The sequence below is a fragment of the Janthinobacterium sp. OK676 genome (assembly GCF_900103595.1).
In the GTDB taxonomy this organism is placed as follows: Bacteria; Pseudomonadota; Gammaproteobacteria; order Burkholderiales; family Burkholderiaceae_D; genus Janthinobacterium.
The window spans coordinates 1-13,280 of sequence record NZ_FNHA01000016.1; the positions used below are offsets into that span (position 1 = coordinate 1).

The window sequence follows — 13,280 nt, forward strand, 5'->3', positions numbered from 1 at the left end:
GCCTATCACAGCCGATTGCGACAATGGCTGGGCCCGTTTCACGGCGTGGCGACGCGCTATCTGCCGAACTACCTGGGATGGCGCTGGATCCTCGATGCCAGGCGTATCCGCTCACCCGAAACGTTATTGAAGGCAACATTGGGCGCATTCCCACATCTGACGGTGACATAGCCTTTTTTTTGCCCGTACCCAACGTCCGGCGCAGACAGGCGCAATCCCTTACAATGATTCACGCCGCACCCGCGCGGCGGACAGAGGGCCATCTTGATGACGAATTCGAAGACACCGATCAATCAGTTAAATCCCTCGCGCCTGCGCATCGTGCTGGTGCTGCAGGGCGGTGGCGCACTGGGCGCCTACCAGGCCGGCGTCTACCACGCGCTCCATGAACATGGCCTGGTCCCCGACTGGGTGGTGGGCACCTCGATCGGCGCCATCAATGCGGCCATTCTGGCTGGCAACAAGCACGAGGACAGGCTCGTGCGTTTAAAACAGTTCTGGCAGCGTGTGGAGCACCGCGACAGCGTCGACATGAACCTCGTATCGGACCAGCAGCGCCGCTCGAACATCTGGCTGGCCACGCTCGATACCGTGCTGCGCGGCGTGCCAGGCTTCTTCAAGCCGCGCACTTTCAGCCTGTTTCCTGCCGGAATCGCCGTCAAGCCGGAAGAGGCCAGTTTTTACGATACCAGCGAGCTGGCCAGCACCCTCGAGGAACTGGTCGATTTCGATTACCTGAACGAGCCCGGCGGCATGCGCCTGACGGTCAACGCGCTGCGCGTCAAATGCGGCAGCTTGACCAGTTTCGACAGCCAGCAGCAGCCCCTGACGGCCGATCATATCCGCGCCAGCGGCGCCTTGCCGCCCGGCTTTGCCGGCGTGCGCGTCGATGGCGATCTATATTGGGATGGCGGCCTGTATTCGAACACGCCGCTGGAAACCGTGCTCGACGACACGCCTCACGTCGACACCCTGGTCTTCATGGTGGACCTGTGGAGCTCGGAAGGACCGGAACCGACCACGCTCGACGAGGTGCAGACGCGGCAAAAGGACGTCACTTTCGCGTCGCGCTCGAAGCGGCACATCGCCGATTACGTCAGCACGCACACCTTGCAGCGCAAATTGCGCGAACTGTACGCCAACCTGCCCGACACCAAGCACAACCGCCAGCAGACGGAAGAGCTGGTAGCGCTGGGCTGCGACAGCACCATGCACATCGTGCGCCTGCCGTATGCGGGGCGCGATTGGCACATGGCGGCCAAGGACATCAATTTCTCCAAGGGCTCCATCGAATGGCGCTGGGAGCAGGGCTACCAGGATGGCTTGCGCGCGATCAAGGCGGCCGGCTGGCTCGCCTTTGTCACGGAAGACACGCCGCTCGTGGTGCACGAATTGCCGCCATACGAACGCGACGCCGCTTAGTGACGGCTGTCAAAACCTGCTGCGCGACGGTTTTGCCAGGCGTTGCAACAGCATCCCTGCATCACTGCGGATGGGCCGCCACACGCAGTTTTTCCGCGTTCGCCATGTCTTGCCGGTACGTGTCTTGCGCGTCCTTCAGGCAGGTGGCGCGCGTGGCGGACGGTTCCGTACGGCAGGCTTTCCTGGCCTCGGCCAGGGCGGCGGCGATTTCCTTGCGCAGGGTGCGCAGCTGGGCTTGCGCCGTGCTGTCTTCCTGGTACCAGCGCTGCGGGTCGCCCGGCTGTGGCGTGGCTGTCTGGGCCAGTGCCAGCGGCGCCACGCTGCAGGCGAGCAGGGTGGCCAAGAGTGTGTTGTGGATGGTCATGATATTTCCTCCTTGAAATAAAAAAGGCGCCGTAGCGCCTTTTTTTACAACCTGCCCGTCAGTAATAGCAGGATCAGTATCACTACGACGAGGCCGGCGATGCCGCTGGGGCCGTAACCCCAGTTGCGGCTGTGCGGCCAGGTAGGCAGGACGCCGACCAGGGCCAGGATCAAGATGATCAGAATGATGGTGCCCATGGTATCTCCTTGTTGGTGCATGGTCCGGCGCGGGCTTGCGGGCAAGCGCGGCCAGGGGATTAATAGCGGTAGACGCGGCCGTCGACGACGCGCACGCGGTTACCCGGGCGCAAATCATTCGCGTTGTCCTGCACCACGGTGCGGTATTCGCCGTTGTCGAGGCGCACGCTGATCTGGTAAGCCTGCGCCTGCTGCCTGCGGCCTTCTACCTGGTTGCCCACGACGCCGCCGGCGACGGCGCCCGCCACGGTGGCGGCCGTGCGGCCGCTGCCCGAGCCGATGGTATTGCCCAGCAGTGCGCCGGCGATGCCGCCCACCACGGCGCCTGCGCCGCTCGTTTGGCCGCCGCCTTGCACGATCTGGATGGAATCGACGGTGCCATACATGGCGGACTCAGGCTGATTGGCCGGGTAATATTGTTGTGATTGGGAAGGGCCTGTGGCGCAACCGCTGAGTACGGCGGTGGCGGCGAGCATCAGTGCAGCCAAGGTGGCGTTGGTTTTCATTTTATTCTCCTGACGAGGTAAGGGTGTCATGCCATCTTAGTCAGGCCCCCGTTTCCGGTCTGTACGCTGCCGCACGTACTTATTCGCTGCCAGCGCGGTTGGGTCCCGCACAAATGTTGTTATTTCTTCCTGCGTGCCTGCTTGTTTCAAAATAAATTGCTTGTGTACGGCAGCGTACAGAAGAATGGGGGCGATCCACGTAAAACGGTAGTCATGCCAAGCAGACATGCTTGGTAACACCAGGGAGAAAATATATGAACAAGAACAAGCTCTTCACCGCCGTCGTCGTCAGCCTCGCATGTGCCGCCTGGGGCGGCCAGGCAGCGGCCGCCACGCCGGAAGCGAAAGCAGCCTACAAGGCCGCCAATGAGCAGGCGGCCCTGAACTACAAGCTGGCGCATGCCGAGTGCGAAAAAATCACGGGCAACCCGAAGGATGTCTGCATCGCCGAAGCGAAAGCCGTGCGCACCTACGATGAAGCCGTGGCGCAGGCGCAATACACGAACACCCTGCGTGCCTACACCAAGGCGCGCATCAAGATTGCCGATGCCAATTACGACGTCGACCTGGCGCGCTGCAATGCGCTGACGGGCAACGACAAGGATGTCTGCGTCAAGCTGGCCAAGTCCACCAAGGTGGCGGCCCTGGCCGACGCCAAGGCGGACAAGAAAGTCATCGAAGCGCGCAGCGATGCGCGTGAAGCAAAAAGAAAAGCCGAGTACAAGGTCGCGACAGAAAAATGCGATGCATTAGCCGGCGCAGCCAAGGATGACTGTATCAAGGCTGCAAAAACCCAGTTTGGCTACTGAGCTCCATCCGGCGCGCAGTCACCACACTGGTATAAGAAGCTCATTGTGAGCACATTGATTGACCACTCCTAAGGAAAAAACCATGAAATTCACTAAATCTATCGCTACCGGCCTTTTCGTCGCTTCCCTGTTCGCCGTTGCAGGCTGCGCTTCGACCCCAACCAAGGAAGGCACGGGCGAGTACATCGACGACGCCGCGATCACCACCAAGGTGAAAGCCAGCATCTTCAACGAGCCTACCCTGAAATCGACGGAAATCAACGTGGAAACCTTCAAGGGCGTGGTTCAGCTGAGCGGCTTCGTTGCCCAGCCAGCCGATGCCGCCAAAGCGGGTGAAGTTGCCCGTGGCGTCAAGGGCGTGAAGTCGGTGAAAAACGACATCCGCGTCAAGTAATGGCCTGACCCGCCGCAGCGGCCAGCCCCACGGCTGGCTCTGCGGCCCACCACCGACCGTCGCGGGAATCGCATGCACATCCAGCCTACAGATACCCCGCCCGAGCCGGTGGCGGCTGTCTCCACCGAGCCTGCCGGGCCACCTCCCGGCGCGCCCGTGGAGCAGCCAGACGCATCCCTGCGTTTGCCGCTGCACGTCAATGCACGTGGCATGGCGCTGGGCATCATCGCCACCGTCAGCTTCATTTATGCGCTGCAGTGGGCACAGAAATTCCTCATTCCCGTCATCTTCGGCATTTTCATTGCCTATACCCTCAATCCCGTCGTCGCCTGGCTGGAAAAGCTGCGTCTGCCGCGCGCCATCGGCGCCACGGCCGTCACGGCCCTGATCCTGTTCGGCTCCATCGTGGTGGTCGAGCGCGTGCAGGGCGAATTCGAATCCATCGTTGAAGAGTTGCCGGCCGCCACGCACAAACTGTCGCGGCTGATCGCCGCCAATACGGGCGGCAAGAACAGCACCTTCCAGAAGATGCAGGCCGTGGCCAATGAAATCGAGCAAGTGGCCGCCGGCGCCGAAGCGCGCCGCAACACGCGCCGCGCGGCGGCGGCATCCGACGGTCCCAATTTCAAGATCATGGACTGGGTCTGGGCCGGTTCGCTGGGCCTGGTGGGCTTTGTCAGCCAGGCCACCATGGTCATCTTCCTCGTGTTTTTCCTGCTGCTGTCGGGAGATACCTTCAAGCGCAAGCTCGTCAAGCTGACGGGACCGTCACTGAGCCGCAAGAAGGTCACCGTACATATCCTGGAAGACATTAATACCTCGATCCAGAACTATATGTTCATGCTGCTCGTCACGAATGTCTTGCTGGCCGTGCTGATGTGGATCGCCCTGCGCGTGATCGGCCTGGAAAACGCGGGCGCATGGGCCATCGTGGCCGGTTTGCTGCACATCATGCCGTATTTCGGCCCCTTGCTCATCACCATCGCCACGGGCCTCGTCGCCTTCTTGCAGTTCGAATCGCTGGAAATGGTCTTGCTGGTGACGGGCACGTCGATGGCCATCGCTACCCTGGTCGGCACGTTTGTCACCACGTGGATGACGGGGCGCATCGCCCGCATGAATCCCACGGCCGTGTTCATCAGCCTGCTGTTCTGGGGCTGGCTGTGGGGCGTCTGGGGCCTGCTGCTGGGCGTGCCCATCATCGTCATCGTGAAAGTCGTGGCCGAACGCGTGCAAGGCATGGAAGTGGTGGCGGAACTGCTGGGCGAGTAAGTTGAAGCTTCATAAAAAACGGCGCCCGCGGGCGCCGTTGTTGCGTGCAGACTGCTTACGACTGGTGGCGTTTCAGTATCTTGACTTGCACGTCGCCGTCTTCCGTCTTCGGCATGTCCTTCATGCTGCCCAGCTGCAAGGCGAACTGACGCGTGAATTCGGCGCCCAGGAAGAAGATTTGCGCCGAGTAATATACCCATAGCAGCAGGGCCACCAGGGACCCGGCTGCGCCATAACTGCTGGCCACGCCGCTATTGCCGATATACACGCCAATCGCATATTTCCCCAGTGAAAACATGAAGGCTGTACCGATGGCGCCGATCAGCACGTCGCGCCAGGACAGGCGCACGCGCGGCAGCATTTTATAGATGACGGCAAACAGGCTGGCGATGACGGCAAAGCCGATCAGGTTCGACAGGATGGTAAACAGCACGGCCGTGTCCTTCCACACGCCTTCCCAGAAGTTGGCGAGGATGGCCATGGCCGCATTGACCACCAGCGACACCATCAGCAGAAAGGCCAGCACCAGCACCAGGCCGAAGGACAGCAGGCGCGTGCGCAGCATGTCCCAGGCACCCGCTTCCTTCAGTGGCGGCACTTGCCAGATTTCATCGAGACTCGCTTTCAGTTCGGCAAACACGCTGGTGGCGCCAAACAGCAGCAGGGCGCTGGCGATGAGGGTGGCGATGCGGCCCTGTTCATGGTTCTTCGCGCCGGCCAGCACCAGCTGGATGGCTTCCGCGCCCTGCGTGCCCAGCAAGCCTTGCAGCTGCCCCATCAGCTCGCCGCGCGCGGCGGCCGGGCCATAGAAAAAGCCGGCGATGGCGATGACGAGCACGAGGATGGGGGCGATGGAAAACAGGGTGTAATAGGCGAGGGCGGCGCCCTTGCTCGAAGCGCGGTGTTCCAGCCATTCGGTGACGGAGCAGACGATGACACTGCGCATCTGCTTGCTGAGCGGCGCCAGGCCGGCCAGTTTGGGATAGCGGGTAGAGAAATTCATGATGGCTTTCAATGCAAAAAGGGGCGCGAGCCCCTTTTTTTAATTCACAAGTGGCGTACCACTGTTCAGCTTACTGCACGCGGCGTTCGATGGTGATTTGTTCCACTTCAACGCGGCGGTTTGGTTCCAGGCACTTGATCAGGTCGGCACGTTTCTTGTTGTTGCAGGTGACGACAGGATTCGTGGAACCCTTGCCTTCGGCCGTCAAGCGGTTGGCGGCAACACCGTGGGCGACCAGGTATTCCTTGACTGCATCAGCGCGCTGCTGCGACAGTTTCAGATTGTACTTGGGCGAACCGATGCGGTCGGCATAACCACTGATGACGACGTTGTTGACGTCAGGCGCCGCGTTCAGCACGCGGGCGATTTCGTCGAGCTTGGTCTGTGTCGGGCCCAGCTTGGCGCTGTCGAACGCGAACAGTTCCGTTGCCGACATCGTCACTTTTTCAAAGCGTGCTGGCGGTGGTGGCGGTGGCGGTGGTGGCACGACCACGACGACTTCTTCACGCACTGGCGGCGGTGGCGGTGGTGGCGGCGGTGCAGCTGGTTTGTCGAACGCGTAGTTCAGGCCCACGGTGAAATAGTAGTTGTTGGACTTGCTGCTCGGGTCGAAGGTATTGCCGCGCAGGAAACCGTGCACATTGCGCACGTCAGCCTGGATGGACAATTGCTCCGTGATGCTGGACTGGAAACCCAGGCCAACGCTGGCGTATGGCGAGCTTTTTGTGCGCTCACCGAAGGCGAAGCTGGTGTCCTTGTCGCGCTGCATGCCGGCACCGACCAGCAGGAAGGGACGGAAGGCTTTGCGCGAGAACATGTACAAGCCGTCTACGCCCAGCGTGTTCTGCTGGTAGCGCTGGCCGCCATCCTTGGAACGGGCATACGTGGTGCCCAGCTGGATATCCCAGTCCTGGGAAACAGGCTTACCGAAGCGCAAGCCTGCACCATAGCCGGTTTTATCCGTGGCGAAGTCGGAATCTGGCTTGAGTGCGTTGATGCTAGGTTGAATATACCAGGAGGGATTGATTTCCTGGGCCTGTGCGCCGAGGGCGGAGCACAAGACTGCGGCGGCAACGGCGATTTTTTTTAGATTATTCACAAGTAACTCCCAACGTTAATAAGAGATTTTCTCTACGGCATCAAAACACTTCTTGCTACACGTGCTATTGCTAGAGATAGACCACACTTCCAGGTGCGCATTCTTGCGATAAATGCACTGCTGTTGGACTAGAGAATACGGTTGCAGGTTCAGCTGGTCGGTGCGCTGGCGCACAAAGCATTGCGGTATATCAATGGTGTTGCAGATTCACTACAAAGGCTTTGCTGTTGAAAAAAACTAATTTGCTCGGTGAAACTTTTACAAGCACGGCCACTTTCTGGCGCCGCGACAAGAGGCAATCGTACGACTTCTTACCTGCATGCCACTGTATATTAGCAACAATGATGAGCTTGATAACTAATATTACATTGATGTTGTATTCCTGCCGCGTTCTGTTGCCATATAGGGCTTCCTCAAGGCAACTCTTGCACGCCGCAGCCAGCTCCGCCACTTTTCATCAAGGAGTTACCCGTGCCTGACCTGTCCCGTGTTTTTTCTTCCCCGCTGCCTGGCAAACTGGGGCAGCTGTGCCTGCTGCTGTCGCTGGGTATGGCGGCGCCGGTCTGGGCCGATAGCGGCGTGTCCGTGTTTTCGCCGAGCGGCACGGTCAAGGCCGTACGCCAGGTGCGGGCCCAGTTCGCCACGCCGATGGTGCCGTTCGGCGACATGGGCTTGCCCGCACCGTTCGCCATCGATTGCGGCAAGGCCGAGCCTGGCGTCGTGGCGGGAGCGGGGCGCTGGGCCGACGAGCGCAACTGGAACTTCGATTTCGAGCGCGACTTGCCGGCCGGCGTGGCCTGCAGCTTTACCCTGAAGCCGGGGCTGAAGGACCAGGCGGGCCAGGCCTTGCAGGGGACGGCTTCGTACCGCTTTTCCACGGGCGGCCCGGCCATCGTCGAGGCCGTACCGTATGACGGCCAGCCCTACATCGATGAAAACCAGATCTTCGTGCTGGGCCTGGACGCCGCGCCGAACGAGGCCAGCGTGGCCGCGAACGCGTATTGCCGCGCCGATGGCATCAATGAAAAGATTCCCGTGCGCCTGCTCAAAGGCAAGGAGCTGGAGCAGGTTTTGACCCTGCGCAAGAGCTTCCTCGACCGCTATCTGACCGTGTATTTCAAGAAGCGGGGCATCGTGTGGAAAGTGGGCATGCCCGTCGCCAGCAAGGGCGCGCCGCCGCTGCCCGTCACCGTGCTGCAATGCAAGCGCAGCTTTCCCGCCAATGCCAAGGTGTCGCTCGTGTGGGGCGAAGGCATCGCCAGCGCCAGCGGCATTGCCACGGACAAGGCGCAAACCCTGCAGTTCAAGACGCGTCCCGATTTCACGGCCAAGTTCAGTTGCGAGCGCAGCAATCCGAAGGAGCAATGCATCCCCTTCCTGCCCATGCGCGTGCAGTTTTCCGCGCCCGTGAAGGCGTCGCTGGTGCGCGCCATGACCTTGCGGGGAGGCGGCAAGACGTATGCGCCGACGATTTCAAAAGAGGAAGAAAAGGCGGAATTCCTGTACGGCGCCGCCTTCAACGGCCCCTTCCCCGTGCAAACCAGTTTTGTCTTGAATCTGCCGCCGAAGCTGACGGATGACGCGGGCCGCGCCTTGCTCAACCGCGCGCGCTTCCCGATGACGGTGCGCACGGGCGAACAGCCGCCGCTGCTGAAATTCCCGGCCCCGTTCGGCATCATCGAAGCGAAGGGCGATGGCTTGCTGCCCGTCACCGTGCGCAATATCGAGCCCGTGCTGTCGGGCAAGGAAATCGCCCAGCCATCCGCTGCCGCCACGGGCGCCACCTTGCGCGTGCCCGACAATGACGACAAGTTCATCATCGAATGGATGCAGCGCCTGGCCGGCAATGGCGACGGGGGCGAATACTGGCAGCCGTACGCCCAATATGCGGGCAACATGAGCAAATCCGTGCTGGCGGGCGCGTCCGGTACGCGCCCCATCAGCCTGCCGCGCCCCGATGGCAAGAAAACCTTTGAAGTGATCGGCATCCCTTTGCTGAAACCGGGCTTTTACGTGGTCGAGCTGGCCAGCCCCATCCTTGGCAAGGTGCTGCTGGGCAAACCGACGACGGCCTACATCCGCACGGCCGCGCTGGTGACGAATCTGGCCGCCCACTTCAAGCATGGCGCGCAATCGTCGCTCGTGTGGGTGACGTCGCTCGACAAGGGCGCGCCTGTTGCGAAAGCGCAAGTAGCCGTGCGCGACTGCGCCGGCAAGCTGCTGTGGCAAGGCGCCACGGGCGCGGACGGCGTGGCGCATATCCCCGGCGAGCTGGCCAATTCCAGCTGCAAGAACAATGGCCGCTACTTTATCAGTGCGCGCAGCGGCGGCGACATGACGTTCACCCTGTCGGACTGGGTGGGCGGCATCGAAGCGTGGCGATTCAACTTACCCACGGACGACACGCGCGCCGACAACACTCTGCTGGCCACGGTATTCGACCGCACCTTGCTGCGCGCCGGCGAAACCGTGCACATGAAGCATTTCATCCGCAAGCACACGGGCGAGGGCATGAGCCTGGTCGACAAGAACAACGGTCCCGGCAGCGCCACCTCCGTTGTCATCACGCACCAGGGCAGCGACCAGAACTATCAATTGCCGCTGCGCTGGTCGGCCAGCGGCACGGCGGAAAGCGACTGGCTCATTCCCGCCGACGCCAAGCAGGGCGAGTACAGCGTGACGATGGCGGGCCGCCCGTCCGGCAGCTTCCGCGTGGAAGCGTTCCGCGTGCCCACCATGAAAGCCGTGCTGCAAGGCCCGAAAGCGCCTGCCGTGCAGGCGAAACAGCTGGCCCTCGATGCGCAGATCACCTACCTGGCCGGCGGCGCGGCCACCAACGCGCCCGTCAAGCTGCGCACGGTGCTGCAAGACAAGAGCGTGACGTTTGCCGACTATCCCGAATACAGCTTCAGCAATGGCGACGTGAAGGAAGGCCTGGTGAAGCAGGGCACCGGCTACGACGACGATGAAGGCGAGTGGCAGGATGAAGGCCATGGCGCGGGTGGCCCCGGCGCGGCGGCCGCACGCACGCAAAGCTTGACCCTGGACAAGGCGGGCGGCGCGCGCATCGTCATCGACCAGTTGCCGCAGCTGTCCACACCGCGCGACCTGGTGGCGGAAATGGCGTTCCAGGATGCGAATGGCGAGACGGCTTCCGTGGCCACGCGCGTACCGCTGTGGCCATCGAACTATGTGATCGGCATCAAGCCCGACGCCTGGGCCTTGAGCAAGGATGCCTTCAAGTTCACGGTGGCCGTGCTGGGCACCAATGGCAAGCCCGTGGCGAACGCCCCGGTCGCCGTCGACTTCTTCCAGCGCAACAGCTATTCGCACCGCCGGCGGCTGATCGGCGGCTTTTATGCCTATGAAAACAGCAGCGAAGTGGTCAAGCTGGGTCCGGCGTGTTCAGGCAAGACGGACGGCAAGGGCTTGTTGATGTGCGACGTGAAGGCGCCCGCCAGCGGCAATCTGATTTTGCGCGCCAGCACGCAGGATGCATCCGGCAACGCGGCCGTCGCCAACCGCGAAACCTGGGTGGCCGGCAGCGGTGACTGGTGGTTCAATGTCAGCGACAATGACCGCATTGACTTACTGCCGGAAAAGAAACGCTATGAACCGGGCCAGGAAGCAAGCTTGCAAGTACGCATGCCGTTCCGCTCGGGCACGGCCTTGATTACGGTCGAGCGCGAAGGCATCCTCGACACCTATGTGCGCCAGCTCAATGGCCGGGAACCGGTGGTGAATATTCCGGTCAAACCGAACTATGCGCCGAATGCGTACGTGTCCGTGTTCGTCGTGCGGGGCAGGGTGGACGGCGTGCAGCCGACGGCCCTGGTCGACTTGGGCAAGCCGGCCTACAAGATGGGCATCGCGCCGCTGAACGTGGGGTGGCAGGCGCATGAACTGAACGTGATGGTGGTGTCCGACAAGGAGGTGTACAAGACGCGCGACAAGGCGGAGGTTTCCGTGCGCGTGCGCCGTGCCGACGGGAAACCGTTGCCGGCCGGCGCCGAAGTGGCGCTGGCGGCCGTCGACACGGGGCTGCTGGAACTGATGCCCAACGATAGCTGGAAGCTGCTCGACACCATGATGGCCCAGCGCAGTCTGCAGGTGGAAACGGCGACGGCGCAGATGCAGGTGATCGGCAAGCGCCACTTCGGCCGCAAGGCTTTCCCGGCCGGCGGTGGTGGCGGCAAGGGCGCCAGTCGCGAACTGTTCGACACTTTGCTGTTCTGGAAAGGCACGGTCAAGCTTGACGCCAAGGGCGAGGCAACCATGCAGGTTCCGCTCAACGATTCACTGACGGCGTTCCGCATCGTCGCCATCGCCAGCGCGGGCAAGGAATTGTTTGGCACGGGCAGCACGGATATCCGCAGTTCGCAAGACCTGATACTGATGTCGGGCTTGCCGACCCTCGTGCGCGAAGGCGACCAGTTGCGCGCAGGCTTCACCGTGCGCAACACCTCGGCCGCAGCCTTGAGTGTGGACCTCAATGCCACGGCGGCCGGCAAGGCCTTGCCGCGCCAGAGCTTGACCCTGACGGCCGGCGAAGCGCGCGAAGTAGGCTGGGATTACCAGGTGCCGCTGGGTGCGCAACAGATTGTGTGGGAGGTCGCTGCGAAAGCGGGCAACCATACCGATAAACTGAAAATCACGCAAAAGGTGGGCCAGGCCACGCCCGTGCGCATGTACCAGGCCACCTTGCAGCAAGTTGACAAGCCCGTCAATATGTCCGTGCACATGCCGGCCGGCGCCTTGCCGGGCCGGGGCGGCATCCAGACCAGCTTTGTCGCCAAGCTCGGTGGTGAGTTGCCCGGCGTGCGCGAGTACATGGCCGCGTATCCGTACACCTGCTTCGAGCAAAACACGTCGAAAGCCATTGCCTTGCAAGACGAGGAGGCGTGGAACAAGCTGGCCGCCAGCCTGCCCGCCTACCTCGACGGTGACGGCATGCTGAAATATTTCCCCATCATGGAACAGGGCAGCGACAGCTTGACGGCCTACGTGCTGTCGGCAACAAAAGAAGCGGGCTATGCGATTCCGGAACAGACGAAAAACCGCATGGAAGCAGCCTTGACGGCTTTCGTGCAGGGCCGCATCGTGCGGCGTTCCGCGCTGGATACGACGGACCTGGCCGTGCGTAAACTTGCCGCCCTGGAAGCGCTGTCGCGTTCCAACAAGGTGCCGCCCGATGCCCTGGAGAGCATCAGCATCAATCCGAACCTGTGGCCGACTTCCGCCGTCATCGACTGGAGCCTGTTGCTGCAACGCACGCCAGGCCTGGCGCGCCGCGACGTGCTGCTGGCCGAGGCGCAGCAGATCTTGCGTTCGCGCCTGAACTTCCAGGGCACGACCATGGGATTTTCCACCGAGCGCAAGGATAACTGGTGGTGGCTGATGGTGTCCGGCGACGTCAACGCCAATCGCCTGCTGCTGGCCGTGATGGACAATCCGGCGTGGAAAGACGACATCGGCCGCCTCGTGCGCGGCAGCATGGGCCGCCAGAAGAAGGGCCGCTGGGATACGACGGTGGCCAACGCCTGGGGCACCCTGGCCATCAATAAATTCTCGGCCAAGTTCGAATCCACCCCCGTGACGGGCGCCAGCGCCGTCAAGCTGGGCGGCGATACGCAAGCGCTTGTGTGGAATGGCGCGGCGAAAGTGGGACCCTTGCTGCAGGCGTGGCCGAAAGGCACGGATACCCTGGGCCTGGCGCACAGCGGCACGGGCAAGCCTTGGGCCACCGTGCAAAGCCTGGCGGCCATCCCGCTGACGGCGCCCGTTTCCAGCGGCTACACGATCAAGAAAACGATTACGCCAGTGGAGCAGAAGACCACTGGCCAGTGGTCGCGTGGCGACGTCTACCGTGTGCGCCTGGACTTGTCGGCGCAGGCGGACATGAGCTGGGTGGTGGTCGACGACCCGATTCCGGCCAGCGCCACGGTGCTGGGCAAGGGCCTGGGCCGCGATTCACAGCTGATGACGGCCGGCGAGAAATCCACGGGCTGGGTCTGGCCTACCTTCGAGGAACGGGCTTTCGACGCCTTCCGTGCGTATTACGCGTTCGTGCCGAAGGGTAACTGGAGCGTGGAATACACGGTGCGCCTGAACAATGCCGGCGACTTCAGCCTGCCAGCCACGCGCATCGAAGCCATGTATTCGCCCGAAATGTTTGGCGAGTCGCCGAACGCAAATGTGAAGGTGGCGCAGTGAA

At 62.2% G+C, this 13,280-nt stretch carries 10 protein-coding genes and 1 pseudogene; 6 read left to right on the forward strand and 5 right to left on the reverse strand.

The features are described from left to right. Both BLU39_RS28415 and BLU39_RS25580 read left to right on the forward strand, forming a co-directional pair. Positions 1-171 (forward strand): annotated as a pseudogene (locus BLU39_RS28415) (IS1595 family transposase); the annotation flags it as partial. A gap of 96 nt (positions 172-267) precedes the next feature. Then, positions 268-1,422, forward strand: a complete 1,155-nt coding sequence (locus BLU39_RS25580) for a patatin-like phospholipase family protein (protein ID WP_092718599.1) — start codon at positions 268-270, stop codon at positions 1,420-1,422. Positions 1,423-1,483: 61 nt separating this feature from the next. Here BLU39_RS25580 and BLU39_RS25585 read toward each other — a convergent pair whose 3' ends face one another. Genes BLU39_RS25585 through BLU39_RS25595 form a run of 3 tightly spaced genes read right to left on the reverse strand, consistent with a single transcriptional unit; the run spans position 1,484 to position 2,489 of the window. Beyond that, the gene (locus BLU39_RS25585; RefSeq protein ID WP_092718602.1) at positions 1,484-1,786 is read right to left on the reverse strand and encodes a hypothetical protein; all 303 of its coding nucleotides are present in this window, start codon (positions 1,784-1,786) and stop codon (positions 1,484-1,486) included. A 44-nt stretch (positions 1,787-1,830) separates the two neighbouring features. Next, positions 1,831-1,983, reverse strand: a complete 153-nt coding sequence (locus BLU39_RS25590) for a DUF3309 family protein (protein ID WP_010396415.1) — start codon at positions 1,981-1,983, stop codon at positions 1,831-1,833. A 59-nt stretch (positions 1,984-2,042) separates the two neighbouring features. Further along, on the reverse strand, positions 2,043-2,489 hold the full coding sequence (locus BLU39_RS25595) for an outer membrane lipoprotein (protein WP_092718605.1): 447 nt from the start codon (positions 2,487-2,489) through the stop codon (positions 2,043-2,045). A 254-nt stretch (positions 2,490-2,743) separates the two neighbouring features. Between BLU39_RS25595 and BLU39_RS25600 the strand changes: the two genes are divergently transcribed. From BLU39_RS25600 to BLU39_RS25610, 3 genes are all read left to right on the forward strand, one after another. Further along, the gene (locus BLU39_RS25600) at positions 2,744-3,298 is read left to right on the forward strand and encodes a hypothetical protein (protein ID WP_092718607.1); all 555 of its coding nucleotides are present in this window, start codon (positions 2,744-2,746) and stop codon (positions 3,296-3,298) included. Positions 3,299-3,380: 82 nt separating this feature from the next. Beyond that, a complete protein-coding gene (locus BLU39_RS25605; protein ID WP_034758914.1) occupies positions 3,381-3,692 on the forward strand; it encodes a BON domain-containing protein in 312 nt (103 codons plus the stop codon). Between the two features lie 177 nt (positions 3,693-3,869). Next, positions 3,870-4,964, forward strand: coding sequence for an AI-2E family transporter (locus BLU39_RS25610; RefSeq protein ID WP_092718851.1), 1,095 nt, complete (start codon positions 3,870-3,872; stop codon positions 4,962-4,964). A gap of 55 nt (positions 4,965-5,019) precedes the next feature. Here BLU39_RS25610 and BLU39_RS25615 read toward each other — a convergent pair whose 3' ends face one another. Together BLU39_RS25615 and BLU39_RS25620 are read right to left on the reverse strand one after the other, a co-directional pair. Further along, complete coding sequence (locus BLU39_RS25615) at positions 5,020-5,967, reverse strand: YihY/virulence factor BrkB family protein (RefSeq protein WP_092718610.1); 948 nt, start codon at positions 5,965-5,967, stop codon at positions 5,020-5,022. Between the two features lie 70 nt (positions 5,968-6,037). After that, positions 6,038-7,066, reverse strand: coding sequence for an OmpA family protein (locus BLU39_RS25620; protein ID WP_092718613.1), 1,029 nt, complete (start codon positions 7,064-7,066; stop codon positions 6,038-6,040). 471 nt (positions 7,067-7,537) lie between these two features. Here BLU39_RS25620 and BLU39_RS25630 point away from each other — a divergent pair, with 471 nt between their 5' ends. Next, on the forward strand, positions 7,538-13,279 hold the full coding sequence (locus BLU39_RS25630; RefSeq protein ID WP_254789067.1) for an alpha-2-macroglobulin family protein: 5,742 nt from the start codon (positions 7,538-7,540) through the stop codon (positions 13,277-13,279). Position 13,280: the final 1 nt, after the last annotated feature.

Bases quoted from the DNA above. Each gene is read 5' to 3' on its own strand.
- BLU39_RS25580 (WP_092718599.1), top strand. From the start codon at position 268: ATGACGAATTCGAAGACACCGATCAATCAGTTAAATCCCTCGCGCCTG.
- BLU39_RS25585 (WP_092718602.1), bottom strand. From the start codon at position 1,786: ATGACCATCCACAACACACTCTTGGCCACCCTGCTCGCCTGCAGCGTG.
- BLU39_RS25590 (WP_010396415.1), bottom strand. From the start codon at position 1,983: ATGGGCACCATCATTCTGATCATCTTGATCCTGGCCCTGGTCGGCGTC.
- BLU39_RS25595 (WP_092718605.1), bottom strand. From the start codon at position 2,489: ATGAAAACCAACGCCACCTTGGCTGCACTGATGCTCGCCGCCACCGCC.
- BLU39_RS25600 (WP_092718607.1), top strand. From the start codon at position 2,744: ATGAACAAGAACAAGCTCTTCACCGCCGTCGTCGTCAGCCTCGCATGT.
- BLU39_RS25605 (WP_034758914.1), top strand. From the start codon at position 3,381: ATGAAATTCACTAAATCTATCGCTACCGGCCTTTTCGTCGCTTCCCTG.
- BLU39_RS25615 (WP_092718610.1), bottom strand. From the start codon at position 5,967: ATGAATTTCTCTACCCGCTATCCCAAACTGGCCGGCCTGGCGCCGCTC.